This is a genomic window from Wenzhouxiangella psychrophila, assembly GCF_042310375.1.
Classification (GTDB): domain Bacteria; phylum Pseudomonadota; class Gammaproteobacteria; order Xanthomonadales; family Wenzhouxiangellaceae; genus Wenzhouxiangella.
On sequence record NZ_JBHJMQ010000010.1, the window covers coordinates 112,995 to 139,301 of the forward strand.

Annotated in this window: 21 protein-coding genes; 15 read left to right on the top strand and 6 right to left on the bottom strand. The window is 64.5% G+C overall.

Annotated features, from left to right (window positions below; all coding sequences use genetic code 11):
* Positions 1 to 265: 265 nt before the first annotated feature.
* From ACDC66_RS12760 to ACDC66_RS12770, 3 genes are all read left to right on the top strand, one after another.
* On the top strand, positions 266 to 940 hold the full coding sequence (locus tag ACDC66_RS12760) for a class I SAM-dependent methyltransferase (RefSeq protein ID WP_376697117.1): 675 nt from the start codon (positions 266 to 268) through the stop codon (positions 938 to 940).
* 116 nt (positions 941 to 1,056) lie between these two features.
* On the top strand, positions 1,057 to 3,009 hold the full coding sequence (locus ACDC66_RS12765; RefSeq protein ID WP_376697118.1) for a S9 family peptidase: 1,953 nt from the start codon (positions 1,057 to 1,059) through the stop codon (positions 3,007 to 3,009).
* 129 nt (positions 3,010 to 3,138) lie between these two features.
* Entirely contained in the window at positions 3,139 to 4,023 is an 885-nt protein-coding gene (locus tag ACDC66_RS12770) for a metallophosphoesterase family protein (RefSeq protein WP_376697119.1), read from the top strand.
* Positions 4,024 to 4,061: 38 nt separating this feature from the next.
* On the opposite strand, the gene ACDC66_RS12775 is transcribed toward ACDC66_RS12770, so the two are convergent.
* A complete protein-coding gene (locus ACDC66_RS12775; protein WP_376697120.1) occupies positions 4,062 to 5,003 on the bottom strand; it encodes a CHAD domain-containing protein in 942 nt (313 codons plus the stop codon).
* A gap of 165 nt (positions 5,004 to 5,168) precedes the next feature.
* Here ACDC66_RS12775 and ACDC66_RS12780 point away from each other — a divergent pair, with 165 nt between their 5' ends.
* The 6 genes from ACDC66_RS12780 to ACDC66_RS12805 all read left to right on the top strand — a co-directional run bounded on the left by ACDC66_RS12780 (position 5,169) and on the right by ACDC66_RS12805 (position 13,094).
* On the top strand, positions 5,169 to 6,479 hold the full coding sequence (locus ACDC66_RS12780; protein ID WP_376697121.1) for an alkaline phosphatase PhoX: 1,311 nt from the start codon (positions 5,169 to 5,171) through the stop codon (positions 6,477 to 6,479).
* A gap of 17 nt (positions 6,480 to 6,496) precedes the next feature.
* Complete coding sequence (locus ACDC66_RS12785; RefSeq protein ID WP_376697122.1) at positions 6,497 to 8,878, top strand: sialidase family protein; 2,382 nt, start codon at positions 6,497 to 6,499, stop codon at positions 8,876 to 8,878.
* 133 nt (positions 8,879 to 9,011) lie between these two features.
* Positions 9,012 to 10,931, top strand: a complete 1,920-nt coding sequence (locus tag ACDC66_RS12790; protein WP_376697123.1) for a TonB-dependent receptor — start codon at positions 9,012 to 9,014, stop codon at positions 10,929 to 10,931.
* A 25-nt stretch (positions 10,932 to 10,956) separates the two neighbouring features.
* Entirely contained in the window at positions 10,957 to 11,808 is an 852-nt protein-coding gene (locus tag ACDC66_RS12795) for a TonB-dependent receptor domain-containing protein (RefSeq protein WP_376697147.1), read from the top strand.
* Between the two features lie 111 nt (positions 11,809 to 11,919).
* Positions 11,920 to 12,825 (top strand): cation diffusion facilitator family transporter, encoded by a 906-nt coding sequence (locus ACDC66_RS12800; protein WP_376697124.1) that lies wholly within the window; start codon positions 11,920 to 11,922, stop codon positions 12,823 to 12,825.
* Positions 12,825 to 13,094: a DksA/TraR family C4-type zinc finger protein gene (locus ACDC66_RS12805; RefSeq protein WP_376697125.1), complete on the top strand. Its 270-nt coding sequence runs from the start codon at positions 12,825 to 12,827 to the stop codon at positions 13,092 to 13,094. Before ACDC66_RS12800 ends, ACDC66_RS12805 begins: the two co-directional genes overlap by 1 nt.
* A gap of 57 nt (positions 13,095 to 13,151) precedes the next feature.
* Here the strand turns inward: ACDC66_RS12805 and ACDC66_RS12810 are convergent, their stop codons facing one another.
* Positions 13,152 to 14,240: a TRAP transporter substrate-binding protein gene (locus ACDC66_RS12810; RefSeq protein WP_376697126.1), complete on the bottom strand. Its 1,089-nt coding sequence runs from the start codon at positions 14,238 to 14,240 to the stop codon at positions 13,152 to 13,154.
* A 158-nt stretch (positions 14,241 to 14,398) separates the two neighbouring features.
* On the opposite strand from ACDC66_RS12810, the gene ACDC66_RS12815 reads away from it, so the two are divergent.
* From ACDC66_RS12815 to ACDC66_RS12825, 3 genes are all read left to right on the top strand, one after another.
* Positions 14,399 to 15,292, top strand: a complete 894-nt coding sequence (locus tag ACDC66_RS12815; protein ID WP_376697127.1) for a TRAP transporter small permease — start codon at positions 14,399 to 14,401, stop codon at positions 15,290 to 15,292.
* Entirely contained in the window at positions 15,285 to 16,616 is a 1,332-nt protein-coding gene (locus tag ACDC66_RS12820; protein ID WP_376697128.1) for a TRAP transporter large permease, read from the top strand. Before ACDC66_RS12815 ends, ACDC66_RS12820 begins: the two co-directional genes overlap by 8 nt.
* Before the next feature lie 79 nt (positions 16,617 to 16,695).
* Positions 16,696 to 17,235 (top strand): glutathione peroxidase, encoded by a 540-nt coding sequence (locus ACDC66_RS12825; RefSeq protein WP_376697129.1) that lies wholly within the window; start codon positions 16,696 to 16,698, stop codon positions 17,233 to 17,235.
* Positions 17,236 to 17,256: 21 nt separating this feature from the next.
* Here ACDC66_RS12825 and ACDC66_RS12830 read toward each other — a convergent pair whose 3' ends face one another.
* Together ACDC66_RS12830 and ACDC66_RS12835 are read right to left on the bottom strand one after the other, a co-directional pair.
* Complete coding sequence (locus tag ACDC66_RS12830) at positions 17,257 to 20,577, bottom strand: UvrD-helicase domain-containing protein (RefSeq protein ID WP_376697130.1); 3,321 nt, start codon at positions 20,575 to 20,577, stop codon at positions 17,257 to 17,259.
* A complete protein-coding gene (locus ACDC66_RS12835) occupies positions 20,570 to 23,188 on the bottom strand; it encodes a PD-(D/E)XK nuclease family protein (protein WP_376697131.1) in 2,619 nt (872 codons plus the stop codon). The genes ACDC66_RS12830 and ACDC66_RS12835 overlap by 8 nt, the downstream gene beginning before the upstream one ends.
* A 104-nt stretch (positions 23,189 to 23,292) precedes the next feature.
* Between ACDC66_RS12835 and ACDC66_RS12840 the strand changes: the two genes are divergently transcribed.
* The gene (locus ACDC66_RS12840; protein WP_376697132.1) at positions 23,293 to 23,697 is read left to right on the top strand and encodes a DUF423 domain-containing protein; all 405 of its coding nucleotides are present in this window, start codon (positions 23,293 to 23,295) and stop codon (positions 23,695 to 23,697) included.
* Between the two features lie 6 nt (positions 23,698 to 23,703).
* Here ACDC66_RS12840 and ACDC66_RS12845 read toward each other — a convergent pair whose 3' ends face one another.
* On the bottom strand, positions 23,704 to 24,138 hold the full coding sequence (locus tag ACDC66_RS12845) for a hypothetical protein (protein ID WP_376697133.1): 435 nt from the start codon (positions 24,136 to 24,138) through the stop codon (positions 23,704 to 23,706).
* A gap of 87 nt (positions 24,139 to 24,225) precedes the next feature.
* On the opposite strand from ACDC66_RS12845, the gene ACDC66_RS12850 reads away from it, so the two are divergent.
* Positions 24,226 to 24,813 (top strand): DUF6940 family protein, encoded by a 588-nt coding sequence (locus ACDC66_RS12850; protein ID WP_376697134.1) that lies wholly within the window; start codon positions 24,226 to 24,228, stop codon positions 24,811 to 24,813.
* A 61-nt stretch (positions 24,814 to 24,874) separates the two neighbouring features.
* Here ACDC66_RS12850 and ACDC66_RS12855 read toward each other — a convergent pair whose 3' ends face one another.
* Positions 24,875 to 25,741 carry a diacylglycerol/lipid kinase family protein gene (locus ACDC66_RS12855; protein ID WP_376697135.1) on the bottom strand — a complete coding sequence of 289 codons (867 nt, stop codon included), beginning with the start codon at positions 25,739 to 25,741 and terminating at the stop codon, positions 24,875 to 24,877.
* Between the two features lie 137 nt (positions 25,742 to 25,878).
* Here ACDC66_RS12855 and ACDC66_RS12860 point away from each other — a divergent pair, with 137 nt between their 5' ends.
* Positions 25,879 to 26,304: an OsmC family protein gene (locus ACDC66_RS12860; RefSeq protein ID WP_376697136.1), complete on the top strand. Its 426-nt coding sequence runs from the start codon at positions 25,879 to 25,881 to the stop codon at positions 26,302 to 26,304.
* Positions 26,305 to 26,307 lie beyond the last annotated feature (3 nt).

Sequence of the window (26,307 nt, forward strand, 5' to 3'; positions counted from 1 at the left end):
ACCCCGTCGCTATTCCTGTAACATTCAGCGGGCTGGAAAGTGCTTAGCTGCAAGGCATGTCTCGCAGGCAATGGCCTTAGCCCTTGTCAAGAGACATAACGCCGCAGATGAGCGCTTTCCAGCTCGCCCTTTGGGAGCGCGCCTGAGCCGATATTGCGGCGTTGCGACCCTTGTAAAGGGCTACGGCCATTCACTGCGGGTCGCGCCTTGCACTATCGGCTCAGGCGCACTCTGAATTTCACAGGAATAGCGACGGGGTACACTAATGACGAATCAGTCCATCGGCCTCAGCGAAGCGCTCCAGCGTTACATGCTCGAACACGGCTCCGGCGAGGATCCCCTCCTGGGTGAATTGCGGGAGGAGACGGCGAAACTGCCGCAGCACAACATGCAGATCGCCCCCGAGCAGGGCCAGTTCATGGCGCTGATGGCGCGCCTGATCGGCGCCAAGCGCTATATCGAAGTCGGTACCTTTACCGGGTACAGTGCGCTCGCCGTCACCCTGGCGATGCCGGATGACGGCCGGACCATTACCTGCGACACCAGCAGGGAGTGGACCGATATCGCTCGCCGCTATTGGCAGCGCGCCGGCGTGGACGAGCGCATCAAGCTGGAACTGCGCCCGGCGCTCAAGACCCTGGAAGAACTCCTGGTCTCCGGCTGCGAGGACACCTTCGATCTGGCCTTCATCGACGCCGACAAGACCGGCTACATCGACTATTTCGAGCGCTGCCACGAACTGGTGCGCCCCGGCGGCCTGATCATGATCGACAACACGCTGTGGGACGCCCGGGTGATCGACGACAAAGACGACGACGAGGACACGCAGGCCATTCGCAGTTTCAACGAATACCTGCGCGAACGTGAGGAAGTCGATGTCTCGATCGTGCCGATCGGCGACGGGCTGACGCTGGTACGCAAGGCCGAGGAAGCGTCATGAGCAAGCCCTGGGCCCCTGGGCAACGCTTCGCGGGCGCGCCGGCTTAGTAGCACTCTCACGTCGAGGTTCCGGTCAGTCGATATACTGTCCGGATACCCAACGCGATGAGAGTCTTCATGCGACGCCTGTTCCTTATCCCCGTTCTTTTCGCCCTGGCGACTGTCTGTGTCGGCGCCGAGGTCGACCGCCGCACTGCCAACTCCGGCAACGTGGTCCTCGAGGACGTTCCCGGGATCCCCGAATCCATCAGCGAGGCGCTCACGCGCTACCAGAACACCCGCTCGGCCGGTCTGATCGACTGGAGCGCTGACGGCAAGAGCCTCTACATCACCACGCGTTTCGCCGAGGTCAGCCAGTTTCATCGCGTCGACCGGCCCGGCGGGGCGCGTCACCAGCTCACCTGGTACGACGAGCCGGTCGGCGGCGCCGCGCGCCGCCCGGGCAGCGACACCCTGGCCTTCCTGATGGACGAAGGCGGCAGCGAATTCGACCAGATCTACCTGTTCGACCCGAAAGACGGCAGCCGCAAAATGATCAGCGACGGTGAGTCGCGCAACGGTGGCCTGGAATGGTCGCAGGACGGGCGCTACCTGGCCTTCCAGTCGACGCGCCGCAACGGTCGTTCCAACGATATCTGGATGTTCGATTTCGAGAACGAGCGCGAGGCCCAGCTCGTGCTCGAGGCGCCCGACGGCAGCTGGTGGGGTCCGGTCGAGTTTTCTTCCGACAACCAGAAACTGCTCGTCGTCCAGTATGTGAGCGTCAACGACTCGCGCATCCATGTCCTGGATTTGGGCTCCGGTGAATTGACGCGTATTGCCGGCAGCGAGGAAGATCCCTCGCGCAACCTGCCTTCTGGTTTCGACGCCGACGACAAGGGCGTGTATTTCAGCACCGACGCAGAGGGCGAATTCGCGCAGCTGGCCTGGCGTCCGCTCGACCCTGAAGGGGAGCCGCGCGTGATCACCGGCGACATTCCCTGGTCGGTGCAGGGCCTGGAGCTCAACCATGCCGGCGACGCGGGCGTGTTCGTCACCAACGAGGGCGGCATCAGCCGCCTGTACCGTTTCGATCCCGCCGATGACAGCTACGACCGCGTCGATGATGTGCCGGAGGGCCTGATCTATGGTGCCTCGTTCAGCGAGGACGACGAGTCGCTGGCGCTGGTGCTCAACAACCCGCGCTCGCCCAGCGATGTCCACGTCATGGGGTGGGACACGGGCAAGCTCACGCGCTGGACCTACAGCGAGGTCGGCGGCCTGGATACCGAACAGTTCGTGATGCCCGAGTTGATCAGCTACCCCACCTTCGACGAGGTCGACGGCGAGCCGCGCCAGATCCCGGCGTTCGTTTATCGCCCCGACGGCGAGGGTCCGCACCCGGTCATCATCCAGATCCACGGCGGGCCCGAAAGCCAGTCGCGCCCCGGTTTCTCCAGCACCTACCAGCTGTGGATCGACTACCTCGATGCGGCCGTCATCCGGCCCAACGTGCGCGGTTCGGCCGGCTACGGCAAGAGCTACCTGAGGCTCGACAACGGCATGCGGCGCGAGGACTCGGTTCGCGACATCGGCGCGCTGCTCGACTGGATCGAGACCCAGCCCGATCTCGACGCCGATCGCGTGGCGGTCTACGGGGGCAGCTACGGCGGCTACATGGTGCTCGCCAGCGCCGTTCACTACAGCGACCGGCTCAAGGCCGCCGTCGACATCGTCGGCATCAGCAACTTCGTGACCTTCCTGGAGAACACCGAGGACTACCGCCGCGACCTCAGACGCGTTGAATACGGTGACGAGCGTGACCCGGAAATGCGCGAGCATCTCGAGGCCATCAGCCCGCTCAACAACGTCGAGCAGATCGACGTGCCGATGTTCGTCGTCCAGGGCGAGAACGATCCGCGCGTGCCGGTCAGCGAGGCCGAGCAGGTCGTCGCCGCGCTGCGCGAGCAGGGCAGTCCGGTGTGGTACATGAACGCGCTCAACGAGGGTCACGGCTACCGCCGCAAGGAAAACCGCGATCTTTACAGCGAGGCCGTAGTGCTTTTCCTGGAGACCTTTCTCGTCGACTGATCCGCCAGCCACTCAGCGCGATACCGAACGGGCCCCGCTTCCGGCGGGGCCCTTTCTTTGGCGTCATCAGTCTGTGACCTGCCAGCGTTAAAAAGCAGGAACCAAACTCAAAATCCTGAAGGGAAAGTAATGACTTTAATGCGGAACGCCACCCTTGCCGTGGCGCTGATGTCGAGCCTGTTTATCGCTGCCTGCACACCGGCTGAAAGCGACAGGGAAGACGATATCGCACTGCGTTTCGCGGTTCTGGGCGACGCCGAACCCAAGCCCGAGCCGCAGTTTCCGAACATGGCCGCGGCGATCGATCACGTGAACCGGATGGCGGACTCGATGCATATTGATTTCGTGGTCGGCGTCGGTGACATCGCGCACAAGGGCACCGTCGTGCAGTACGAAAACGCCACGGCGGAGCTGCGGCGCCTGGCGCTTCCCTTCTATCCCATCATGGGTAACGAGGAGCACGGCAGCACGGTCGAACGGTACCTGAAGTACGCCAATCGCTGGGGTCGCGGCGGACAGGAATTGACCGAGCCGAGCTACGTGGTCGAGACCGAAGAGGTGGCGCTGGTGCTGGCATCGCCGGACTCGGGCCGTGATTTCGACGACCGGGGCATCGAATGGATGCTCGAGCGGATCAAGGCGCTGCAGCCCAAGCCGGTCTTGCTGATCGTGCACGGTGCCCAGGCGGGCGTCTACCCGGAGAATCCCGACAAGGGTATCCACCACGAAGGTTTCGCCGAGGTGGTGGCGCAACCGAACCTGGCTGCGGTCATTTCCGGTGACCTGCACATGGATATGGACCGGGTGGAACATTCCAAGGAGATCGATGGCGTGCACTACCTGCATATTCCGCCGCTGGAACGCACCAAGATTCCCGACGAAAGCCGCCATACGGCGATGTTGCGCGTTTTCACTCTCGACACCGACGGCGAGGTGCTGGTCGAGACCTACGAGGTGGGCGTCGAACAAGCGCTCGCCCGCCACGAATATCGTTTCGAGATCGAGGCCCGCTGAGTTCTACTGCGGGGGGGGCGGCGAAATCCCGGCCGGGATCAGTCCTCGACGTCCTGCGGCGCAGGGAACTCGAGCGCTTCGACCGGTGATTGCCAGGCATCGAAGTAAGTGCGGACACGCGCTTCGAGCTGTTTCGGCTTGTCGAACAGCAGGAACCGGCCATGCTGGAACGCGCGGGCGCGAAGCTCGGCACGGCGTCGCTCGATGAGTGCGCTCAGGGCCTGCAGCGTATCTTCGTCGGCAAAGCGATCCGGATCCGCGAGCAGCATTGCATGCAGTACCGCCAGGTCGTGTTCGTCGCCGAGCACATCCGACATGCGGTGGGCGGCCTTCGCCCAGGGTTTGATGAGTCCGGGCCAGCAGCCCTCCAGCAGCTGGGCGTGATACCAGTGGTACTTCATGCGCTTGCGCCATTCGTGCAACACGGCGGTGGTCGGCGTTTGTTCCGCCCGGGTCATGGCCTTGCGAGCCCTTCTGTATGTCTTTCGGGCGCCGGCGGCCACGGCGCGCCCGCCGTCGGTGCTCAGCGTCCAGTCGGTGATGCTGACGCGGCTGTCGGCCATCGTTTCCCTGAACCGGGCGATTCGGGCCTCGATGTCTTCCCCATCGCTGCCTTGGGTGTCGGCAAGCTCGGCCAGGTTCTCGCGGAGACCCCCAAAGGCCTCGGGGTCGACGGTGCCTTCGAACCGCTCGAGGAGCTGGTCGACCGTCTCGACGACCACTTGGGCATCGCGCAGGGACGACAACTCGCGCGCCGCATCGCGGTAGGTCGCGTTGACCCGTCGGTAATCGGGAAAAGCCGGCCTGACCAGCCGCGCCAGCGCGCGCAGCTTCTTGCATCGCGTGCGCGCCTGGTGAACGGTTTCGCTCCGATCGAGCGCGTCATCGTCGATTTCGTGCAATACCTTGTCGACCTGCTCGGTCGCGATGCGTCGGATTCCTGCCTCGACCGATTCGTCTCTGTACAGCCGATAGCCCATTGCATTGCACGCGTTAGGTGATGTCCAAGCCTAGCAGACCGTCACGACTTTAATGCGCCTGTAATCGGCAGACTTGATACTCAGGGCTCATCAGGTTCTGTCTAGCCCGCTCGCAAGCGCTGTGGCCCGTGCCCGGCAACCCTGCGCCCCGGAGGAGTCATCGTCATGAGCAAGCCCCGCCAGCCTGAAAACATCAATCGCCACCGTCGCCAGCTTCTGCGCCAGAGTCTCATCGCTTCGGGCGTGCTTGCGATCGGGCCGGGCCTGTGGGGTGTCACCGCGCAGGGTTCGCCGCGCTCGGCCAAGCCGCTGTCCTTGCGCAAGAAGGTCAGCAATATCCCGAATCTCTCCGGGACCCTGCACGAAGTGTTGGTGGAAAACGATCCCCGGACCCGGATGCGGGTCCCGCGCGGTTTCTCGGTGCGCCAGGTCGGGCGGACCGGGGAGCGGCCCGTCGACGGCTCGGACTATCGCTGGCATGCCGAGCCCGACGGCGGGGCCTGCTTCCCGATGGACGACGGCGGCTGGGTCTACGTGTCCAACGCCGAAGTCGGCACCTGGCGCCAGGGCGGCGTGGGCGCACTGCGTTTTGACGCGGACGGCCAGTTGGTCGACAGCTATTCGATCTGCACCGGCACGACCAACAATTGCGCCGGCGGACCCACGCCCTGGGGGACCTGGCTGACCTGCGAGGAAATCGACGAGGGCCTGGTCTACGAATGCGATCCCACCGGCAAGAAACTTGCGGTGCCCGCTCCGGCCATGGGCGTGTTCAAGCACGAGGCCGCGGCGGTCGATCCCGTTCATCGCCACATCTATCTCACCGAGGACGTCGAGGACGGCAACTTTTATCGGTTCGTGCCCGACCACTATCCGGAAGGCGGCCGTGCGGACCTTCGCAGTGGTCGGCTGGAGGTGGCCGCCGTCGCAGGTGACGACCCGCACGCGACGCGGCCAGTGGAATGGCGCGCCGTGCCCAACCCGATTCCGCGCCTGGGTGGCGACGATCCACAACGGCGCGAGAAGGCGACGCGCTACCAGGTCGCCGGGGCCGAGAAGTTCGACGGCGGCGAAGGGTGCTGGTTTCACGAGGGCATCGTCTATTTCACCACCAAGGGCGACAATCGCGTCTGGGCCCTGGACACCAATCGCAACGTCATCGACCTGGTTTACGACAAGCAAAGCGAGCAGGCTTTCAATCCCGGCATTGACAGCGTCGACAACGTGACGATTTCCGCCGGGGGCGACGTGGTGGTTGCCGAAGACGGCGACGAGATGCGCCTGGTCGTCGTCGGACCCGAGGTCAAGCCCTTTGAACTGGTCAACGTCGTCGGGCAGCGGGGTTCGGAAATCTGCGGCCCGGCCTTCGATCCGAATGGCGAGCGGCTGTATTTCAGTTCGCAGCGCGGCATCGCCGGGGACCACACCGACGGTCGCATCTACGAACTGCGCGGCCCGTTTTTTGTCGACGCCTGAGCGGAATTCCCAAAACCATGATCACCGAAAAGCCCTCTTTCCGTCTTGCTCCCACCGGGGCCCTGATGCCGTTGCTGGCGCTGCTTGCAGCGCTTTCATCGTCGGGCTGCAGCGACCGCGATCCGGTCGAGGAAAGCCAAAGCCAGGCCGCCGCAGATGAGCATGCCGTCGCGGAGCCCGCGGAGCCCGCGGAGCCCGCGGAGCCCGCGGAGGATGCCGGAGTAGACCGGCAGACGGCCTTCCGCGTCCGCTCGGATTTCACCGCCGGGCTCAACGACGATGCCGGCTGGGCCGGCGAGATCGACGAGGCGGTGACCGTCGAGGCCGACCGTCCCTTCCGCCTGCGCTTCGAAGTCACCGCGGCCGGTGATGATCCCGATCCGCGGCAGTATCAACTGGAGATGCGGCGCAATGGCGGCGACTGGGAACCGGTGCCGGCCGAGAACTTCCCGCAGCCTGAAAAGGTCCACGAATTTCCGCTGGAATCGCACGACGACGATGCCGGGCCGATCTGGCACGTCGAGGCGGGTGATGCGAGCTCGCTGCGCTGGAACGAAGATGAGGATGGCGGGTACCTGGAAGTTGCCGCCGATGATCAGCACCTGCTCGCACTGGGTCAGTACTCGGTGCAGTGGCAGCCGGTCGAGTTCGCCACCGAGATGCGCTTCGACGACGAACGCGGCAGCCGTGCCGGCCTGGTCTTCGACTACCGCGATGCGCAGAACTACTCGCGGGTCGACGTGATCGCGCCGGACACCGTTCGGCTGGTGCGCGTCGAGGGCGGGCGAGAGTCCGTGGTCGCCGAGCACCCGGCCGGTGTCGAGACCGGGCGCTGGCTCGAGCTCAAGGTAATTTTCGAGGGCGGCGACCTGGTGGTCGAATTCGATGACGAGGCGCTGGTGTTCTCCGAGCCGCTGAATGATGGTTTCCCCCCGCTTCTGGGCGTGTTCATGCCGAGCGACAGTGCTGCCGATTTCGAATCTTTCGTGGTCGAAGGCGAGCCGCGCACACCGCGCTCGAGCATCGTGGCCAGTCCGGTATTCGAGCACGGCGCGCCGACCACCGATCTCCTGCCGGTCTCCGATCGCCCGTTCACGGGTGGGTCGGGCATCAGCTTCGCCGAGCGCACGCCGGCCTGGTCGGGCGACGGCGGTCACGGCGAATGGGAATTCCCGATGGTGATCCGACACTTTTCCGACCGGGCGGCGCTCAACGAGTCCGGCGATCGCTTCGACTACCGCCTGATCGAGCCCGAAACCGGTGCGCTGGCCGCCGAGACCACCGCTTCGGTCACCCTGGACGTACCGGAAGGCCACCTTGGCGGCACCTTTGTGGAGACGCCGATGCGGATTGGACCCTGGCAGGCCGGCAGCGGCGATCTGTATTTCCTGATGGAGCCGTCCGAGACTTGGAACCGGCTGATGACCGTCAAGTCGTCCGACGGCGGCCGGTCCTGGCGGGAAGTCGACGGCGCCAATCGCCCGGCAACCGGGGATCTCGAAGGCTTCGCTTCGGTGCTCGCGGATGGTCGCATTCATATGCTGCACCAGACTTCCGACGATGTCTGGTATCACGCCTTCAATACCGCCGACCACCCCGACGCACCCGACACCTGGGCCGTGCGCGACGAGCGCCTCGCCTCGCCCGAGGAGCCGCCGACGCAGGTCGCCGACATCGCGGTTCGCGCCGACGGGAGCGTGGTGGCGGTCTATGGCGGGCCCGACGATATCCGCTTGCGTATCCGCAGCGCCGACGGTCAGTGGAGCGAGGCGCGCGTGATCGACGCCGAAGCCGACGCCGTCCTGTCCGGCCCCACATTGGCCCTCGGGCGCGAGGATGTCGTGCACCTGGCCTACACGAGCGGCGACGGCAGTGCCTGGTATCGCCGCATCCGGCCTGATGGCGCACTGGACGACCCATTCCGCCTTGCCTCCGATCTGGACACCGGCAGTGAAGACGTCGGTTCGATCCTGCCACTGCTCTACCTGCCGGAAAGCGATTCGGTCAGCGTGATTTACCGAGCGAGCGAAGGCCGACTGTTCGAGCGCCGCTCAAGCCGTGACGGTTCCTGGAGCGACCCGCTTGCCGTGTCCGATCGGCGCGTGGTTCAGAACGCCGTGGATTCGGACCAGACCGGCGCCGATGCCGTAGTCGATGGCGACAAGGTCCACGTCCTGTTTATCGAAGAAGGCACCGGTAGACTTTTGCATGTCGCTCGGCGGGGCGGCGAATGGAGCGAAACCGAGGTCGTGGTCGATGAAGGGACGGTCCAGTGGGTGCGCGGTTCAGTCCTTGAACGGCCCAGCGGCGGCCGGGCCTACGGGTTTGTCTACGATGCCGGCTCGGATGGCGGATCCGGCATGAACCGGTTCATGGAGCTCGATCTGTCCGAGGATTGACACCGTGCGCTGCCCGAATCGGTCAATCGACCGAAATATATCAGTCACAGCAAATTAACCGAGGGGTCACCCTTGCTACATCCCGGGCCTTGAGACTGGGGATCCAGACCAGCAATCAAACCGGGAGATTTTGATGATGTACCGAATAATCGTCGGCTGCGTTTTCGCATTGTCGATTATCACTTCTGTTTCCGCCCAGGATCAGACCGCCGATCTCGAAGGTACGGTCGTCGATGCTGAAGGCGAGTTCCGATTCGAGGGGGCACGGGTTCAGATTCTCGACACCGACCGGCGCACTTCCACCGACCGCCGCGGACGCTTCAGCTTCAGCGACCTGGAACCGGGCACCTATGAGCTTCGCGTGTCCTACATCGGCGCCGAACCGCAAACCGAGACGGTAGAGATCGTCGCCGGCGAAGACCAGCAGATCGAGGTCCGGCTGGGCGGAGCCGAAGATCTGGACCGGGTGGTGGTCGTCGGCCAGGCGGCAGCCCAGAGCGCTGCCCTGGCGCGCGAGCAGAGCGCAACCAACAACATCAACGTACTCTCGGCCGACGCCATCGGCCAGTTTCCCGACGACAACGTGGCCGAGGCACTGCAGCGCGTTTCCGGCCTGTCGCTGGAGCGGGACCAGGGGGAGGGTCGCTTCGTCACGATTCGCGGCGCTAACGCCGAGTTCAATACCACGACCATCAACGGGCTCCGGATTCCCGGCCCCGAGGACGATAGTCGCGCGGTGAATCTCGACGTCATCTCGTCCGACCTGGTCGAAAGTGTCGAGGTAACCAAGTCCCTGATGGCCAACCAGGACGCCGACGCCGTGGGCGGCAATATCGAGATCAAGACGCTCAGCGCTTTCGACCTCGGTAACTCGCTGACGGGTCGCATCGAAGGCAGCTACAACGAGCCGCTCGAGGAAACCAGTCCGCGCCTGGGCCTGACCGGAACACGGCTTCTGAGTGTCGGCGAAGGCGTCGACAATCTCGCCATTTCCGGATCCGTCAATTTCTACGATCGCAGCTTCGCGGTCGACAACGTCGAAGGCGGCGCGTGGCCGTTCGTCGACGATCCCGCCGGCGGCGGCGAGTTCCGTTCGCCCGAATCGGCCGAACAGCGCGACTATGAACTGTCCCGCAAGCGCATCGGCGGTGTGCTCAACTTCGACTTCCGCACCGAAGCCGGGACGGAGTACTACCTGCGAACGCTCTACAGCGAGTTCTCCGACAACGAGATCGAGCTCGAGCACGAATATCTCTTCGAAGACTCAACGCCGGTCGAGATCACGGCCGACTCGGGCTCGTTCACGGACGGCGAGGTCGAGCGGCGCGGCAAGGAAACGACGGCCACTCGCGAGATCCTCTCGGTCGTCTTCGGTTCGGAGACGAGCATCGGCCAGTGGGAAACCGACTACCAGGCCGGCTACTCCGAAGCGAGTACTTCCGAGCCCTTCTCACTTGGCACGGCCCTGATAGCCGGCGGCCTCGACATCGGCTATGACCTCAGCGGCGATCGGCGTACGCCGCGACTGTTTGGCGCCGATCTCGATTCGCTTGAAAATCTCGAAGCCTATGAACTCGACCTGGTGGAGCTTGAAAGCGACCAGACCGAGGAAGAGGAAGTCTCGCTTGAATTCAACGCCGGTCGATTCTTCGCCTGGAGCGGCAATCCCGGCCGCTTCCAGTTCGGCGCCAAGGCCCGTTTGCGCGAGAAGTTCAACGACGGCAACAACCGCAACTTCGAGTCCTTCGGCGGCGACTTCACGCTCGCCGACCTCGCCGGCCCCGGTTCGCGGGACTATCCACTCGGCCGCTTCGGGCCGTACGTGAGCACCGATATCCTGCGCCAGTTCTACTTCGACAACCGTGACAACTTCGAGATCAACCAGGCCGACTTCCTGCTCGACAGTGAGGGCGAGGACTATGACCTCGAAGAGGATATCTATGCCGCCTACGTGATGTCGGAGGTGACGTTCGGCGCGCTCGACCTGGTCGGGGGGCTTCGTATCGAGCATACCGATCAGTCGCAGGGGGGGGTTCCGGGCCGTCGTCAATGAAGACGTCGAGGACGGGCTTCCCACGATCGAGCCGGTCACGGCTAGCAACGACTACACCGACGTTTTCCCCAACCTGCAGGCGCTCTACAACATCAGCGATGAGTGGCAGTTGCGCGGTGCGTTGACCCGCACCATGGGGCGCCCCAACTTCGAGGCCGCCGGTGCACGACAGCTCGTCGAGATCGAAGGGGGCGATCGGGTCGCCGAGATCGGCAACCCCGATCTCGAACCCTTCTACTCCAACAACTTCGACCTGAAACTGAGCTACTACGGTGCCGACCGGCTGACCGTGGCTTCGGCAGGCATCTTCTACAAGGACATCGAGGACTTCTTCGTCTCGACCGACATCGCGGGGCAGTCACCCTGGGAGGATTTCGACGAGGTCTCGACAGTGATCAACGGTGACTCGGCCGAACTCTACGGCCTCGAGTTGAGCTACGTGCAACAGTTCGGCTTCCTGCCGGCACCCTGGGACGGGCTGCTGCTGATCGCCAACTACACGTACGTGGATTCCGAGGCCGAGGTGCCCTTCAGAACCAGCAGCATCCCGCTTCCCCGACAGTCTGACAATATTGTCAACCTGGCACTGGGCTATGACGGCGGCGGCCTGACGATGCGCCTGGCGGCCAACTACCGGGGCAAGTATTTCGACGAAATCGAGGACCCGGAGGACCCGACCCAGGATCGTTACGTTGAGGACGAAGTGCGCGTGGACTTCACTTCCGAGTACCAGATCACGGAAAACTGGAATGCAATCTTCAACGTGTCCAATATCACCGATGAAGTGTTCTACGCCTACCTCGGCGATCCGGATTTCTCCAACCAATACGACGAATTCGGCCGCACCTACGAGTTTGGTTTGAGATTCCGCTATTGAGGATGGTCAACTGAAATGATCGATCCGGAAGGGCCCCGCTTCGGCGGGGCTTTTTCGTGTTGGCGACGGTCGAAATGTTATTACTCGGCCCTGTTGCGGTAGATTACGGCTATGGATCCACACAACCACCACCCTCATCACCATGCTCCCTCCAGCCGAAGCGCGCTGATCGCGGCGCTGTGCCTGACGCTGGGTTTCGCGGCGGTCGAATTTTTCGCCGGTCTGTGGGCGGGATCGCTGGCGCTGGTCGCCGACGCCGGGCATATGCTCACCGATTCGTCCGCCCTGGGCCTGGCCGCCTTCGCCGCCTGGATTGCGGCACGTCCGGCCAGCGCCCGTCGCACCTGGGGCCATGGTCGTGCCGAGATACTGGCCGCCCTGGTCAACGGCGCGGTGATGCTGGTGCTGGTCGGCTCGATCGCCTGGCATGCCGTCGAGCGCTTCCAGGAGCCGCGCGAAGTCAGCGGTGCGGCGGTCATGGGCGTGGCCCTGGTCGGATTGGTCATCAATCTGCTGGTGTTCTACGTACTCAGCCGCGGCGAGAGCAATCTCAATGTGCGTGGCGCGATGCTTCACGTGCTCGGCGACCTCCTCGGTTCGGTCGCCGCACTGGCCTCGGGTATCGTCATTCTGGCCACCGGCTGGACGCCGATCGACCCGGTCCTGTCGCTGTTGATCTGCGCGCTGATCTTGATCGCGGCGCTGCGCCTCCTGCGTGAGGGCGTGCACGTGGTGATGGAAGGCGTGCCGGACGGGATGGATGTTGAGACCGTGCGGGCGACGATGTCCGAGGTCGCGGGCGTCAATGAGGTGCACGACCTGCATATCTGGCAAGTCTCCGGTCATCGTGTAGCGCTGTCGGCCCACGTCGTTATCGAGGATCTGGCCGCCTGGCCGCCGGTGCTCGAATCGCTCAACCGCATCCTCCTCGAGCGCCATGCCATCGATCATCCAACGCTGCAGCCGGAGCTGCCCGAATCCGGCGGCTGCGTCCACCAGCCGGAAGCGTGTCGCTGATGGCGGGTGGTTGGTCGACGGATGATGGCGTCCAGAAGCAGATCGACAGCACGGTCGAGGATGGTCTGGAGCGGGTTCGCAGCCGGATTCCGAAGGGCGAGAGCAGACGGGACTGCGCGGAGTGCGGTGAGCCAATCCCGGAAGCCCGCCGCAAGGCGCTGCCGGGGGTGAAGCTGTGTGTAGCCTGTCAGGAAGACCTGGACGAGGCGGAGACGAAAAGTTTCAGCGGCTACAACCGCCGTGGCAGCAAGGACAGTCAGCTGCGTTAATCGATTGGGGAGGGCGCCGGCCCGCTGTGCGGACCGGTGCAAAAAAGTCGTGGTTGATCAACCTTCCCCGTCGCCGTCCATTTCGGAATCGGCCTGTTCGATGCGCTCGAGCAGCGTATCGAGGATCTCCCGCCCCGTTTCTCCGGTCTGCTCGATATAGGTATCACGCACACCCAGGCTGGCTTCGCGGAATACCTCGCGCTCCTCTTCGGTCAGCTCGACCCACTCTGTGCCGCCTTCGTCGAGAATGGTCTGCAGGCGCTCCTCGTTGAACTGAATTTGTTCTTCGTCGATCCAGTCGACCAGTTCGTCGCGCACGTCGATCACCATCTGCCGCTGCTCATCCGAAAGTGAGTCAAACCACTGCTTGCTCGCAGCCAGGGTCGAGATGAACTGGGCGTGGCGGCCGGAAGTGAGTACATCCTGTTCCTCGTAGAAGCTCATTTCCTCGATCGCGAAGATCGGGTTGACCTGGCCGTCGATCTGGCCGAGCTGCAGGCCGCTGTAGACTTCCGAGTAGGGCATTGGCGTCGGATTGGCGCCGTAAGCGCGGTAGGACTCGACCAGGATCGGCGAGGTCATGGTGCGGATGCGGAAATCCTCGAAGTCATCGAGCGTGCGCAGCGGTTTGTCGGCGCTCCAGACCATCCAGCCCTCGGGAATGATGTCGAGCAGTTGCAGGTCCTCGTCGTTGTAAAGCGGCTGGAATAGCGAATAGACCGTGTCGTTGGAGAGCACTTCACGATTGACCTCGTTGTGCTCCGACAGCACGAAGTGCAGCGTGAAAACGCCGACTTCCGGAATCAGGTCGGCCAGGTGGCCGGGTGAGGCGAAGGTCAATTCGATACCGTCGCCCTGGGCCATTTCGGTCAGCTGCGAGGAGGTGCCCAGCGCGCCGTAAGGGTAGATTTCGATGTTGATGGCGCCGTCACTTCGCTCTTCGATGCGGCGCTTGAACTCCTGCGCGTAGGCATCCTGCACGCTGCCTTCGACTTCCTCGAGTGCGAAGCGCCAGGTCACCGCTTCGGTTTCGGGTTCAGCCGCATCGCCGTTGCCCGTTTGCTCATCCGGTGTCTGCCCGGAATCGCCGCAGGCGCTCAGCAGCAGTGCGAACAGCAACGTCAGTCCGAGATTGAGTCGTTTCATGATTTGCTCCCGAAAATGGAACCGATCATCAACATAACATGGCTCCGTCGCAATCTTCGTAGTCGAACCGGGAATGCTATGGCCGCCGTGTAGAATGTTGCAGCATCGAGGTCGTTGAGAGGGCAACTGATCATGATCGAAGCGACGGGCTGTGCGAAATGAGCGCCCCCGAACCGAGATCGCCGAGGTCGTGGCGTCAGGCCGTTCGCCGTCCGTTCAGCTGGTTCGACCGCGGGCTGGACTGGTTCGAGCGCTTTGTCCTGGTCACCGGCATTGCGGCCATGGCGATTGTCAGCGTGGTCAATGTCATTTCTCGAAACACCATTGGCTCGAGCCTGCAGTTCGCCAGTGATGTCACCCAGCTGCTGCTGGTGCTGGTTACCTTCATGGGGATCGGTATCGGCGCTCGGAACGCGCGCCATATCCGGGTTTCCGCCATCCACGACCTGCTGCCCGAAGTAGCGCAGAAAGTGCTGCTGACCGTTGTCGGTTTCGGTACCTCGGCGCTGCTTTTTCTGCTGGCCAACTACGGCTGGGCCTATGCGCAGTCAGCGCAGCGCAGCTGCCGTATTCTGTCCGAGACACTGGGCGCTACGCCGCTGTGGATCGGAATCGCGCTCACGCTGGTTGCCATGGTGCTCGGTGGTCATCTCATACGGATCATTGCCGAGGTCGGCGGCCGATTGCTCGGTGGCATGTCTCCCGTTCGCCGCAATCTCGTATTGCTTGCCGCCATTACCGCGGGACTGGCGATCGGCGCACTTCTGTTCGGGCTGTTCATCGAACTGGTCGACAATCGCAGCGGTCGTTGCCGGGTCACTTCCTCGACCGGCTTCCCGGTCTATCTGATCTATATGGTCGTGCCGCTGGGATTCTTCCTCGGTGGCGTTCAGTTCTTCCTTGCTGGCTTGCGCAACCTGGTCAGCCGGGACAATTACCTGTCCTGGTACCACCGCGACGAGTACGAAAGCGAAGAACAGGCCGCCGGGCAAACGTCCCTGGGCCGGATACCTGTCGAGCACGATGACAAGCGGGAGCAGGCCAATGACTGAGTTCTTCGAGTTGCTGGGATTGGCCGCGCTGAGCGACGGCCAGGTGGCCCTGGTGGCCGCCGCCGTCATGGTCGTGCTGTTGCTGATGGGCTTTCCGATGATGGTGCCGCTGATCGTGGGTGCCATGGTGCTGCTGTTTTCCCGGTTCGGCATGCTCGAGCCGAGAATGCTCGTCCAGCAGATGATCGGCGGGGTCGAGCAGAGCGTGCTGGTCGCGGTTCCGATGTTCATCCTGGCCGCGGATATCATGATCCAGGGAAAAACGGCCGATCGCCTGCTCGACCTGGTCAGCAAGTTCGTCGGCCACATCCGCGGCGGCTTGCCGGTGACCACGGCGGTGTCGTGCACCCTGTTCGGGGCGGTGTCGGGGTCGACCCAGGCCACCGTGGTGGCCATGGGCAAGCCGCTTCGACCGAAGCTGCTCGAGGCCGGCTATACGGATCGTTTCTCGATGGCGCTGATCATCAATTCGAGCGACATCGCACTGCTCATTCCGCCCTCGATTGGCATGATCATCTACGGTGTGGCATCCGGCACGTCCGTCGGCGAGTTGTTCATTGCCGGCATCGGGCCGGGGCTGATGATCCTGGCGCTGTTCGCGCTCTACTGTTACATCATTTCGGTCTGGAAAAAGATCCCCGCCCGCCCTGCCTCGAGCTGGCGCGAACGTCTGACCGCCCTGCGCCGCGCCGTATTGGCCTTCGGTTTTCCCGTCATCATCATCGGCGGTATCTATTCGGGTTACTTCAGTCCCACCGAGGCGGCTTCAATGTCGGTGGCCTATGCGCTGTTACTGGAGATGGTGATCTACCGCGAGGTCAAGCTTTCCGACCTGCCGGGGGTGGCCCTGTCGACCGGCATGATCACGGCGGTGGTGTTCATCCTGGTCGCCGCCGGCATGGGCTTTTCCTGGATCGTTTCATTCGCCCAGATACCGGAGCTTCTGTTGGGTGACGTGGTTGCCAATGCCGCCGACAACCCGTTGATGGTGCTGGCGCTGGTAGCCGTCGCCTACTTCATCGGCTGCATGTTTGTCGATCCCATCGTCGTCATCCTGATCCTCACGCCCATCTTCGCGCCGGCCATTCAGTCGGCCGGGCTGGATCCGGTCCATGTCGGCACCATCGTCGTGCTGCAGGCGGCCATCGGTTCGGCCACGCCGCCGTTCGGCTGCGACATCTTCACCGCTGTGGCCATCTTCCGCCGACCCTATCTCGACGTCATCGCCGGCACGCCGCCGTTCGTGCTGATCCTGTTGTTCTCAACGGTATTGCTGATCCTTTTTCCGCAGATCGCACTGTTCCTGCCCGAACTGATGCGGTGACGAGAAGCGCAAGCCGGCCTTCACCCTGCCGTGACCGCCTTCAGGGTGAAATGGCGACATTGCTTTCTGGAGAGATGATATGAGCATTCGAGCCATCCTCGCTTCGAGCATGTTCGGCCTGGCCGGCATCGCCGGGGCCGATTGCGGCAACCTGCTCGACTATTCGCATCGCGGTCTGGCGACATCGAAGGAAATCAACCTCTGCGAGGCCTATGGCGGGCAGGTCGTTCTGGTGGTCAACACCGCCAGCCAGTGCGGCTTCACGCCGCAGTTTAAAGGCCTCGAAAAGCTTTATCGGAAGTACAAGGCTGACGGGCTGGTGGTGCTCGGTTTTCCTTCCGATGATTTCAAGCAGGAACATGCCGATGAGGAAGCGACCGCCGATGTCTGCTACGTCAATTACGGCGTCAGCTTTCCGATGTTCGCGACCAGCCCGGTCAAGGGTGACAACGCCAACGCGCTCTTCAAGGCGCTCAGCGCGGCAACCGCCGGGCCGAGCTGGAACTTCAACAAGTACCTGATCGACCGAGATGGGAAGGTCGTCGAGCGCTTCACTTCATCGGTCACGCCGATGAACAGCCGACTGGAGCAACACCTCTCCGAACTCGTGGCGAGATAGGGCAGGGCGTTCGTTCCGGTTTCAGTCAGCTACCACCAGGCGGTCGTGCCGTGGCAGGTACAGCGCCGCCTTGATGTCGGTCTCGCCCATCTGCTCGAACAGGCGACGATACAGGTCCAGCTGGACGTTGTAGCGCTCGGCCTCCTCGCCCAGGAAGCGCTCCAGGTCGCCGCCGGCGTGGTAGCCCGACTTGTAGTCGATGATCCAGCGGGTGCCGTTGTCGTCGACAAAGGTGCGGTCGATCACCGCGTTGACCAGCTCGCCCTCGACGATGCCCGACAGGGGCAGTTCGCAGGCTGCCTGACGGTGCTCGCCGCTGAGAATCCAACGTCCGACCTCGCTGTGCAGGGTTCGGTCGAAGGCTTCCCGGATGGGTTCGACGGCCGCATCCAGCTCTGCGCTGCCCGTGCCCATGGCTTTTAGCAGGCCAGGGATACGCTGGCGCAGAGACTGCTGTTGTTGTTCGTCGAGGTTTTCGATCCCGATCTGCCCGATGCGCTCGAGCAGGCGATGCAGCACCGTGCCGATGCGCCGAACCTGCACGCCGGCCCAGTTGAATTCGATCTCGACCTCGCGTTCGCGCGGCGGCAGGGCCGGGCGCCAGTCCAGACGCTCGCCGACCGGGGGGCGCCAGTCCGGGCTGACCCGTCGCAGGCTCTGATCGGGACGATCCCCGTCTTCCGCGCCGCCTGCTTCGCTCGCGGGTGCTTCGTCGAGTGCGCGCACAAAAGCCTCGCCGCAGGTCGGCCACAGATCGGAAAGCAGGCTGCCCCCCGACGGCTTGATCGGATCCTTTTCCGGATCGAGCGAGGCGGACAGAATCAACTGCTCGCGCGCCCGCGTCGCGGCGACGTAGAGCAGGCGCTGGTGCTCATAGGCTTCGCGCTGCTTCTGTTCGGCGCCGATGAGCTTGATCAGGTCGGTGTTGTCGTCCTGCTCGGCCGATCTCAGCGGGGCGATCAGCACGCGCTCCTCGCCGGCCTCCGGGGTGAAGGGTAGCCAGTAGAGCAGTTCGCGGCTGTTGCCGCTGGTGCCGCGGTCCAGCCCCGGCAGCGCCACCAGATCCCATTCCAGGCCCTTGGCCCCGTGCATGGTCAGTATCTCGAGCTTGATCTTGTCGTTCGGTGGGTCGCCTTCGGTGTACTGCTCCTCGAGCAGTTCCATGAAAGCGTTCCAGTCTTCGAGCTGCCCCTGATCCTCGGCGGCCGAGAGCGTGTCCAGGTAGCCCGCGGCGTCGCGTTGCTCCGATTCGGGTTTCCTCAGAACATGCGGACCTCCAAGACGCCGCCAGGCGCCTTCGACCAGATCGCGCATCGTACGCTTGCGCCACATCGCCTGGGCCTGGCCGAGCGTCTCGAAGACCCGCTTTGCCCGCCCCCGGCCGTTCTGGCTCAGCCGCTCGAGCGCGTCGAAGGCGGTCAGCGAGCGCCCGTCGCCGGCCAGGGCGTGCAAATCGGCCAGGGTCAGGCCGCACATCGGCGAGCGCAGCACGGCCAGCACCGCGGCGGTGTCGGCCGGGTTGGCGATCGCCCGGGTGATCGCCAGCAGATCCTGCACCACCGGTCGCGTCAGCAGCGGATCGAGCTTGACCGCGCGGTAGGGCACACCGTAGCGCTCCAGGGCCGGCAGGATGTCGGCCAGGTGCGAGCGTGCCCGCACGATGATGGCCGCCTTGAAGCCCGGATCGTCGCTGCGTGCTTCGAGCACCCGGGCGAGGCGATCGACAATCGCGTCGGCTTCCGAGCGTCGGTCGGGGCGAGCAAGCACCTCCACCTGGCCGCCGGCTTCGCGGCCCGCCTCGAAGGGTGCGTAACTCACCGCGCCGGCGGAAATGTCTTCCGTTTCGGGAAAGATCGGGCCGAGCGAGGCGTTGACCCAGTCGACGATCTCGGCCTTCGAGCGGAAGTTGTGCGTCAGGCGGCAGGATTCGACCGCCTGCGCGCCGATGCCGTGCTCGCGCGTTCGCATGAACAGGCCGACCTCGGCCTCTCTGAAGCGATAGATCGATTGCATCGGGTCGCCAACCAGGAACAGGCTGCGTTCCTCGCCGGGCTGCCAGGCCCCGACCAGTTTCTCCAGCAGGTGATACTGACCCCAGTTGGTGTCCTGGTACTCATCGACCAGGATGTGTCGGATTCGGCGGTCGAGATAGAGGGCCAGGTCGGTATAGCCGGCCTCCTCGTCGCCCAGGCCGCGCAGGGCGGCCGCGCCGATGCCGGCGAAGTCGCTCTGACCGGTTTCGGCAAAGACCAGTTCCAGCTCCGCGGCCGTGGCCTCGAGCAAGCGGATCAGCGAGGCGAGTACCTCCCATTCCGCCTGCTCGTAGTGCGGCTCGGGCAGAGCGCGCGCCCGGTCGATCCAGGCGGACAGCGTGTCGTTGTCGCGTAGCCGGTCGAGCAGCGGCACGATCCGATCCTTGTGCTCGCTCTTGGGCGGAAACCCCTGGTTCTTGTTGGGACTGGCCCGCCAGGTGCCGTTGTTGGTCAGCAGGGCGAAGCCGAGCGCGCGCCACGACGGCAGGTCATCAGGTTCAGCGCCGGGCAGGCGGGTCAGGTCGGCCTCGTCCAGGGGCGAAGTGATTTCATCGGCCTGCAGGCTGCCGGCGGCCAGTCGCAGCAGTTCGAGCAGGGTATCGGCGTCCACGCCGGCCGCCGACAGGCCCTCGTCGAGCGCCCGTCGTGCGGCGGCGAGCTGGTCCGTCACCACCTCGCGCAGTACCTGCTCGAACTGATTCCGTTCCGGATGGCCGGTGATGCCCAGCGCGCGCAGCCACTGCTCGCGCTTGCCGAGCAGGGCGACCAGCAGATCCTCGATGTCCTGGCTGCGATGATCGCGCCACAAGAGCAGGCGCCGCACGTCGTCGGCCGGCTCTTCGCGCCTGTCGGCGTGGGCCAGTACCCGCCTTGCGGCCTCGCGGTAGAGCGCGCGGGTGTTTTCCGCCGGCGCCGGAACGGGGCCGAGCTTGCTGGCGACCGGCATGGTGCGCGCCAGGTAGTGATTGAAGCTGTCGATGGTACGGATCAGCAGGCGCTGTGGGTTGTCGAGCAGTCCCCACTCGGCCACCTTGTCAGCCACGGCACGGGCCTTGGCCAGCGCGGCTTCCTCGTGCGGTCCGGAGGCGGTGTAGTCGGGGTCCAGGAACTGCAGGATGCGCTCGCGCATCTCCGCGGCCGCCTTGCGCGTAAAGGTGATCGCCAGAATTTCCTCCGGCGCCTCGACCACGCCCAGCAGGCCCAGGTAGCGCTCGACCAGCAGGGTGGTCTTGCCCGAACCGGCAGGTGCCTGGACGATCACCGAGCGCTGCGGTTCGACGGCAAGCTGTCGCTGTTGCTGGTCACTCATTGTCGGCCTCCGGCAGAATCACGCGCTCGTTGATGCGGCAAAGGGCATGCAGGTGGCAGTACTTGCAGACCTGGTGATCGCGCGGGTGGACTTCGGACTTCCCGTCGCGAAAATCGGCAGCCAGGAACTCGAGGTGATCGCGCCAGTCGTCAACCAGTGACGGCCAGGATGCCGCGCCGCGAAATTTCGAGTTGCCCCTGATCTCGCCGATGACCGCCACGCCGGGAATGCCCGCGTCGACCTCGGCCAGGCCGTCGAAGCCCATGCTGTCAGGGCGCAGCCGGGCGAAGGCGATGGCCGCCGGACGCGGGTCCAGGCTGGCGGCATAGGCGGGAAGTTGCACGTCGGCCAGTCGCGCTTCGGGCACCCAGGCCCCCTTGCCCGCCGCGCCGGTCTTGTAGTCGATTACGACCGTTCCGCCGCCTTCGATCTCGTCGACGCGATCGATCTTGCCGGTCAGCGTCAGCCCGCCGAACGCCAGTTCGATGTCTGACTCCAGGGCGGTCACCGAAAACGCCGCGCGCTCACGCTCGATGGACAGCCACTTCGCCAGGGCGCGTTCCAGGCACTGGGCCTCGATCACCAGTCCCGCATCGGTAAGCGCCAGCGGGCTGCGCTTCGAGAATTCTTCCAGCGCGGCGTCGCGGGCGCTCGCGATTCGATCGGCCAGGGCGTCCTCGTCCAGCGCCTTCAGCGCGTCCAGTCCTTCCAGTCCCCGCCAGAAGCACTCCAGGGCCTTGTGCACCAGGCTGCCGCGATCTCGAGCGTCGAGCCCGGGCCGCGGCGGCATCAGTTCGCCCGCGCCCAGACGTGTCTCGGCAAATGCCTTGAACGGGCAGTCGGACTGGCGCTGAAGCACGGCGGTACCGCCGCGGACTTCACCACCGGGATGCGAAGGCGCCCGCGTGTCCTCGATCGCTTCGTCCATCGGCGCAGGCTCGAATGAGGCTGCGTCGGTGGCTTCCTCGACCGGGCAGTCGCCCAGAAGCGGCGTGAGATGACGGAGTTCGTCCTCGCTGCCGCGACTGTAGCTGCCCGTGACGACCGTGGCTGCGCGCGCCAGTCCGGTCAGCTCGGCACGCGCGCGATCCAGGGCGCCTTCGGCCGTGGCAGCGGGCACGGTCGCCTGCAGTCCGGCGGGGATGAAGGGATCGCGCTGCGTTGGCGACGGCCAGGTGTGGTGGTCCAGGCCGGTGATGCGGATGGCGTCGAAGCGCGAACCCAGCGCTTCCTCCACGCCCAGGATTTCCACCGGCGCGCCGGGATTGCGCTCGCGGAAGCTGGCGCCGGCGGCGCGTTCGCCGAGCCGGCGTAGCGCCTCGCTGCGCGAGATTGGACGTTCGATCACCAGGTCGAGGGCGCTGAAGTCCTCCAGCAGGTCGTGGAAGCGCTGCAGCACCTGGAACTCGCGGCTGTCGAGTGCGCGCCCGCGGCCGAAGCCGGCCGCTCCGAGCTCCTTCTGGAAACGCGCCACCCATCTCGAGGGCAGCGTCGCATCGCGGTGTTCGCGCCGCAGCAGTTCCCACTCGGCCATGCGTGTCGAAAGCTGTCGGGCGCCGCTGTGGCCGGCCTGCCAGGCAATCTGGCCGGCGTGCAGCCACCAGGGCCGGCGGCGTATTACCGTTGCCAGCGCCTCTGCACGGGCGCGGGTTTCCTCCTCCCGGCCGGCGAGAAAAGGCGAGCGCATCACCGCGGCGGCTTCCGGCTGGCTGATGCGATGTGGATCGATCCTGAGAAGTGTCAGGGCGTCGGCCACCAGGGCCCAGCGCGAGAGCGCGGGACCGAGCGAGACGTGCCAGGGCTCATCTCGACGGGCTTCCAGCGCGAAGCCGCCCGGATCGAACACCTGCCGGAAGACCCGTTCGACCGTACCCAGGCGCTGGCGCAGGTCGGGCACGACGATGGCGATGTTCTGGTCAATGTTCTCTTCCAGCCGGCCGCGGGCCCAGCGTGCGGCGGCGAGCAGTTCGTCTTCGTCTCCGGAATGGACCGAGATGGTTTCGAGTGCGACGGAATCCTGCGGCGCCGGCTCGCGCTCGATGCGGGTGCCGGCTGCCTCGGCGGCATCGAGAATGGCGCGTTGCAGCGGCGTCATCGGCAACTCGAACCCCGACAGGAGGACGGTCTGAGGCAGCGAGATCTCGCCGGCTGCGATCCGCTCGGGCAGTTGCCCAGCGAAACGCCACTCATCGAGAAGCTCCCGCTGCTCGCAGACCTCGACAAAGCGTCGGGCCCAGTCGCGAAAATGGCGGCTGTCCTCGCTGAGCATCAGCTCCGGCCAGTCCGCGGGGGCATCGATTCGGTACTCATGGACAAGCCGCCAACTGGCCGTGGCCATCTCGGCAACGCGCGGTTCGCCGATGAACACGTCGCGGTCGATCACTGACTGCCACAGAACCAGGGCCTGGGAGGCACTGATCGGGACCAGCGGGGCTTCAGTGGTCAGAAACCATTCGTCGCGTAGCCGGTTGATCCACGAGGAAAAGGCCAGCACTTCCGGCGATTGCCAGGCTTGCTCGCCGGCTGACTGCCGCGCCATCGCGTGGCGCTGCTTTTCGGCCCGCGCCAGACGCGCGGTAGGGGTGAGGATGAAAGTCTGCTCGCCAGTCATGAGCGAGCATTATGCCGAAGATTTTCTCAGAACCCGAGAATGACCGGGATGCAGGCATGGCGCTGCGCCATAATCGGCGGTAATCATTTGACGGAGGAGTTGCGATGAAATCGGTTGTGACGGGGGCCATCCTGGGCTTTCTCGCCGTGGTCGCTGGGGCGGCGACCGGACACGGGCCGGTTGCGGGGCTCGATGCGCAGGGCATGCGTCCGATACTCACGGCGCTGCGTTATCAGGAACTGGGCGCGGTGATGATCGTGATCACGGGACTGGCCGGCGTGCTCGTTGTATCGAAAGCGGTGGCGTTCCGGCTGGCCGTGTCGTCGTGGCTGTTCGTGGCCGGCACGTTGCTATTCAGTTTCAGTATCTACGCACGCACGATTCTGGACTTTGAATGGCTTGGCGCGGTCACGCCGGTCGGCGGGCTGTGCCACATGGCCGGCTGGTTCGCGCTGGGCTGGTCTGCGTTTGTTGGAATGCGCGGCAGTTCGAATTCATCGGACGATTGAGCGTGCTCAACTTCTTTCGAGCTGCTCCATCATTCGCCTACCGGCGGCGTCGGCTTGGTCCAGCGTCTCGTCCTCGAAGCCGGTTTTTCGAAGGACCTCGAGGCAGTCGAGAAGATCAGCTTCGCGGTTGGCCAGGGCGTGCTGCAGGTGGGTGTGGCGCTCGTGGTCGAGCCATTCGCGGAAGCGGTCGGCCAGGCGGGCGAGATCCTCGCGGTCGACGTTGACGTCGTGCGGTAGCAAGTCCTGTTGCCGGATGCGGATCTCCAGCGCTTCTGAGAGGCTGTTGAGCGCTTCGCGCCGCTTGTTCAGCCGATCCTTCAGTTCGCCGTCTTTGAGTAGCTCGTCGCAGGCATAGCCGTAGCGCTGCGCCAGCGTGCAGGCGTGGCCATGCGCGTCGATCAGGGCGGCCTGTTCATCGGAATAGACAGTGGGTTCGTTCATGGCCTCGGGGCTCCGGACAGGTTCGTCGAAGTTCGACCTACGGCAGTCTAGTTTCGCATAGCGGCAGCCCGATGGGATAATGGCCCCATGCGCTACCGTCCGAGTTCCGAAACGCTGGACGACCGGACCGTACGGCTGAACCTGGCCGGGTCTTCGGGGCTGCTGAGCTGGCGTGAAGTGCTGGCCGGGTGGCGCAGGGAACCAGAACTGGGCGAGATCCTCGGCCAGGCCCTGGCCGAACTGCGCTTTGTCGCCTTCCGCTGGGAGACACCGGCAATGACGCACGATCGTCTCGACACGCCATTCGAGTGTATGGCCGTTGACGATGCCTCCCTCGATGGCCGGGCCGAACCGGCCTCTTTTTCCGAGTATTTCCGTTCCGACCGGGACGTGGTTCGCTTTCCCAACCTGGGGGGCGACGCGACCATGGTCGTGCCCTGTCCGCGCGCGGACGAGAGCGCCTACGTCCACCTCGCGGCGTTTCTGCGTCGCGCACCACGCGACCAGCAGCGCGAACTTTGGCGAGTGGTTTCGGTGGCGATGAGCGAGCGGCTGGGCGATCGCCCGGTCTGGCTCAGTACGGCCGGCGGCGGCGTGGCCTGGCTGCACGTCAGGCTCGACGACCGGCCCAAGTACTACGCTCACGCTCCGTATCGCGATTCGCTTGTTGGCTGAGCTTCAAGCGTTTGGCAGCGACAAGCAGCTGTACCGATGCACTGGCATGTCGTGGCTCGTATCAGCGCGGCGCATAGATTGACAGACAGGACGGTATGACATGGCACTCGACCGGCGTTTCGGTCAGGAATTCGCCGTCGGCGGTGACATCCATCGTGGTATCGGTTTCGATGCTGATCTCGCTGCAGCGCCAGTGCGTGAGAGTATCGGCTGCGCGCGTCAAGCCGGAGCGAAATCTAAGCGCATTGCCCAGCAGGCTCAAGCGGCTTTGTTTCGGCACCAGCAGTACGTCCAGCCGTCCGTCGTCGAGCTTGGCGTCGTCGGCCACGGTCATGCCGCCGCCGTAGTTGATGCCGTTGGCAATCGTGATCTGGACGTACTCGCCTTCGCGCGTCCGCTCTTCGCTCTGGATGCGGGCCGAGAAGGCTGTCTCGCGTTGCAGGGCCTGGACGATGCCCTTGAGATAGGCCAGCAAGCCCAACTGCGATTTTGACCCGGAATCCATTTCTCGTGTCATCCGCGGGCCCAGGCCGATGCCAATGGCGTTGATGAAGCTCACGCCGTTGACACGGGCCACATCGAGGCGGCGCAAGTGACCGGCCTGGATGATATCGATGGCGCGGTCGAGTTTGCGGGGAATATCGAGCGAGCGCGCCAGGTCGTTGGCCGTGCCCAGCGGCAGCAGGCCGACTGGCCTGTCGACTTCCATCAGGGCGTCAAGGGCCAGGTTGACCGTTCCGTCGCCGCCGCCGAGGACAATGCGGTCGAATTCACCGCCGCGATGGCGGATCGTTTCGGGCAGGGCGCGCGGCTGATCGGGCCGCACCAGCTCGACAGGTCCGGTCTCGCGCAGGCGTTCGGCCGCCTGCTCGATGTCGTCGCCTCCGGAACGGCTGCCGGGGTTGGTGATGAGCAGGGTTGACGCCATATTTACTGGGTAGCCCGGTGCATATTTCACAAGCATACGCCGAACCGATGCGGCCGGCACGAGCCGGAACCGATGATGTCGAATCAACGCCGGGCACGTAGAATCATCAGGAAACCACTTCAACGAGGAGCGCAAACATGACCGTAAGAAAAGCCAATGCCCGATGGCAGGGTGATCTCAAGTCCGGCAAGGGCCGAATGGCGTTCGGTAGTGGCGCCTGGGAAGGCCAGTATTCCTTCAGCTCGCGTTTCGAGGAAGGCACCGGCAGCAATCCCGAGGAGTTGATCGCCGCCGCCCATGCGGGGTGCTTCTCGATGGCGCTGTCGAACATCCTGGCCGAGGCCGGTCACAAGCCCGATTCGGTCGAGACCGAAGCCCATGTGCATCTGGAAGTCGGCGACGACGGGCCCTCGATTACGCGCATCGAGCTGGTGACCGAGGCCGTGGTTCCGGGCATCGATGAAGGCGAGTTCCAGGAGCATGCCGAGGCCGCCAAGAAGGGCTGCCCGGTCTCGAAGCTCCTGACCGGGGCCGAGATCACGCTTGAAGCGACGCTGAACTAGGCC

Bases quoted from the DNA above. Each gene is read 5' to 3' on its own strand.
- ACDC66_RS12830 (WP_376697130.1), bottom strand. From the start codon at position 20,577: ATGAGTGACCAGCAACAGCGACAGCTTGCCGTCGAACCGCAGCGCTCG.
- ACDC66_RS12815 (WP_376697127.1), top strand. From the start codon at position 14,399: ATGAGCGCCCCCGAACCGAGATCGCCGAGGTCGTGGCGTCAGGCCGTT.
- ACDC66_RS12800 (WP_376697124.1), top strand. From the start codon at position 11,920: ATGGATCCACACAACCACCACCCTCATCACCATGCTCCCTCCAGCCGA.
- ACDC66_RS12770 (WP_376697119.1), top strand. From the start codon at position 3,139: ATGACTTTAATGCGGAACGCCACCCTTGCCGTGGCGCTGATGTCGAGC.
- ACDC66_RS12835 (WP_376697131.1), bottom strand. From the start codon at position 23,188: ATGACTGGCGAGCAGACTTTCATCCTCACCCCTACCGCGCGTCTGGCG.
- ACDC66_RS12855 (WP_376697135.1), bottom strand. From the start codon at position 25,741: ATGGCGTCAACCCTGCTCATCACCAACCCCGGCAGCCGTTCCGGAGGC.
- ACDC66_RS12845 (WP_376697133.1), bottom strand. From the start codon at position 24,138: ATGAACGAACCCACTGTCTATTCCGATGAACAGGCCGCCCTGATCGAC.
- ACDC66_RS12790 (WP_376697123.1), top strand. From the start codon at position 9,012: ATGATGTACCGAATAATCGTCGGCTGCGTTTTCGCATTGTCGATTATC.
- ACDC66_RS12860 (WP_376697136.1), top strand. From the start codon at position 25,879: ATGACCGTAAGAAAAGCCAATGCCCGATGGCAGGGTGATCTCAAGTCC.
- ACDC66_RS12840 (WP_376697132.1), top strand. From the start codon at position 23,293: ATGAAATCGGTTGTGACGGGGGCCATCCTGGGCTTTCTCGCCGTGGTC.
- ACDC66_RS12810 (WP_376697126.1), bottom strand. From the start codon at position 14,240: ATGAAACGACTCAATCTCGGACTGACGTTGCTGTTCGCACTGCTGCTG.
- ACDC66_RS12765 (WP_376697118.1), top strand. From the start codon at position 1,057: ATGCGACGCCTGTTCCTTATCCCCGTTCTTTTCGCCCTGGCGACTGTC.
- ACDC66_RS12780 (WP_376697121.1), top strand. From the start codon at position 5,169: ATGAGCAAGCCCCGCCAGCCTGAAAACATCAATCGCCACCGTCGCCAG.
- ACDC66_RS12775 (WP_376697120.1), bottom strand. From the start codon at position 5,003: ATGGGCTATCGGCTGTACAGAGACGAATCGGTCGAGGCAGGAATCCGA.
- ACDC66_RS12825 (WP_376697129.1), top strand. From the start codon at position 16,696: ATGAGCATTCGAGCCATCCTCGCTTCGAGCATGTTCGGCCTGGCCGGC.
- ACDC66_RS12820 (WP_376697128.1), top strand. From the start codon at position 15,285: ATGACTGAGTTCTTCGAGTTGCTGGGATTGGCCGCGCTGAGCGACGGC.
- ACDC66_RS12760 (WP_376697117.1), top strand. From the start codon at position 266: ATGACGAATCAGTCCATCGGCCTCAGCGAAGCGCTCCAGCGTTACATG.
- ACDC66_RS12805 (WP_376697125.1), top strand. From the start codon at position 12,825: ATGGCGGGTGGTTGGTCGACGGATGATGGCGTCCAGAAGCAGATCGAC.
- ACDC66_RS12850 (WP_376697134.1), top strand. From the start codon at position 24,226: ATGCGCTACCGTCCGAGTTCCGAAACGCTGGACGACCGGACCGTACGG.
- ACDC66_RS12785 (WP_376697122.1), top strand. From the start codon at position 6,497: ATGATCACCGAAAAGCCCTCTTTCCGTCTTGCTCCCACCGGGGCCCTG.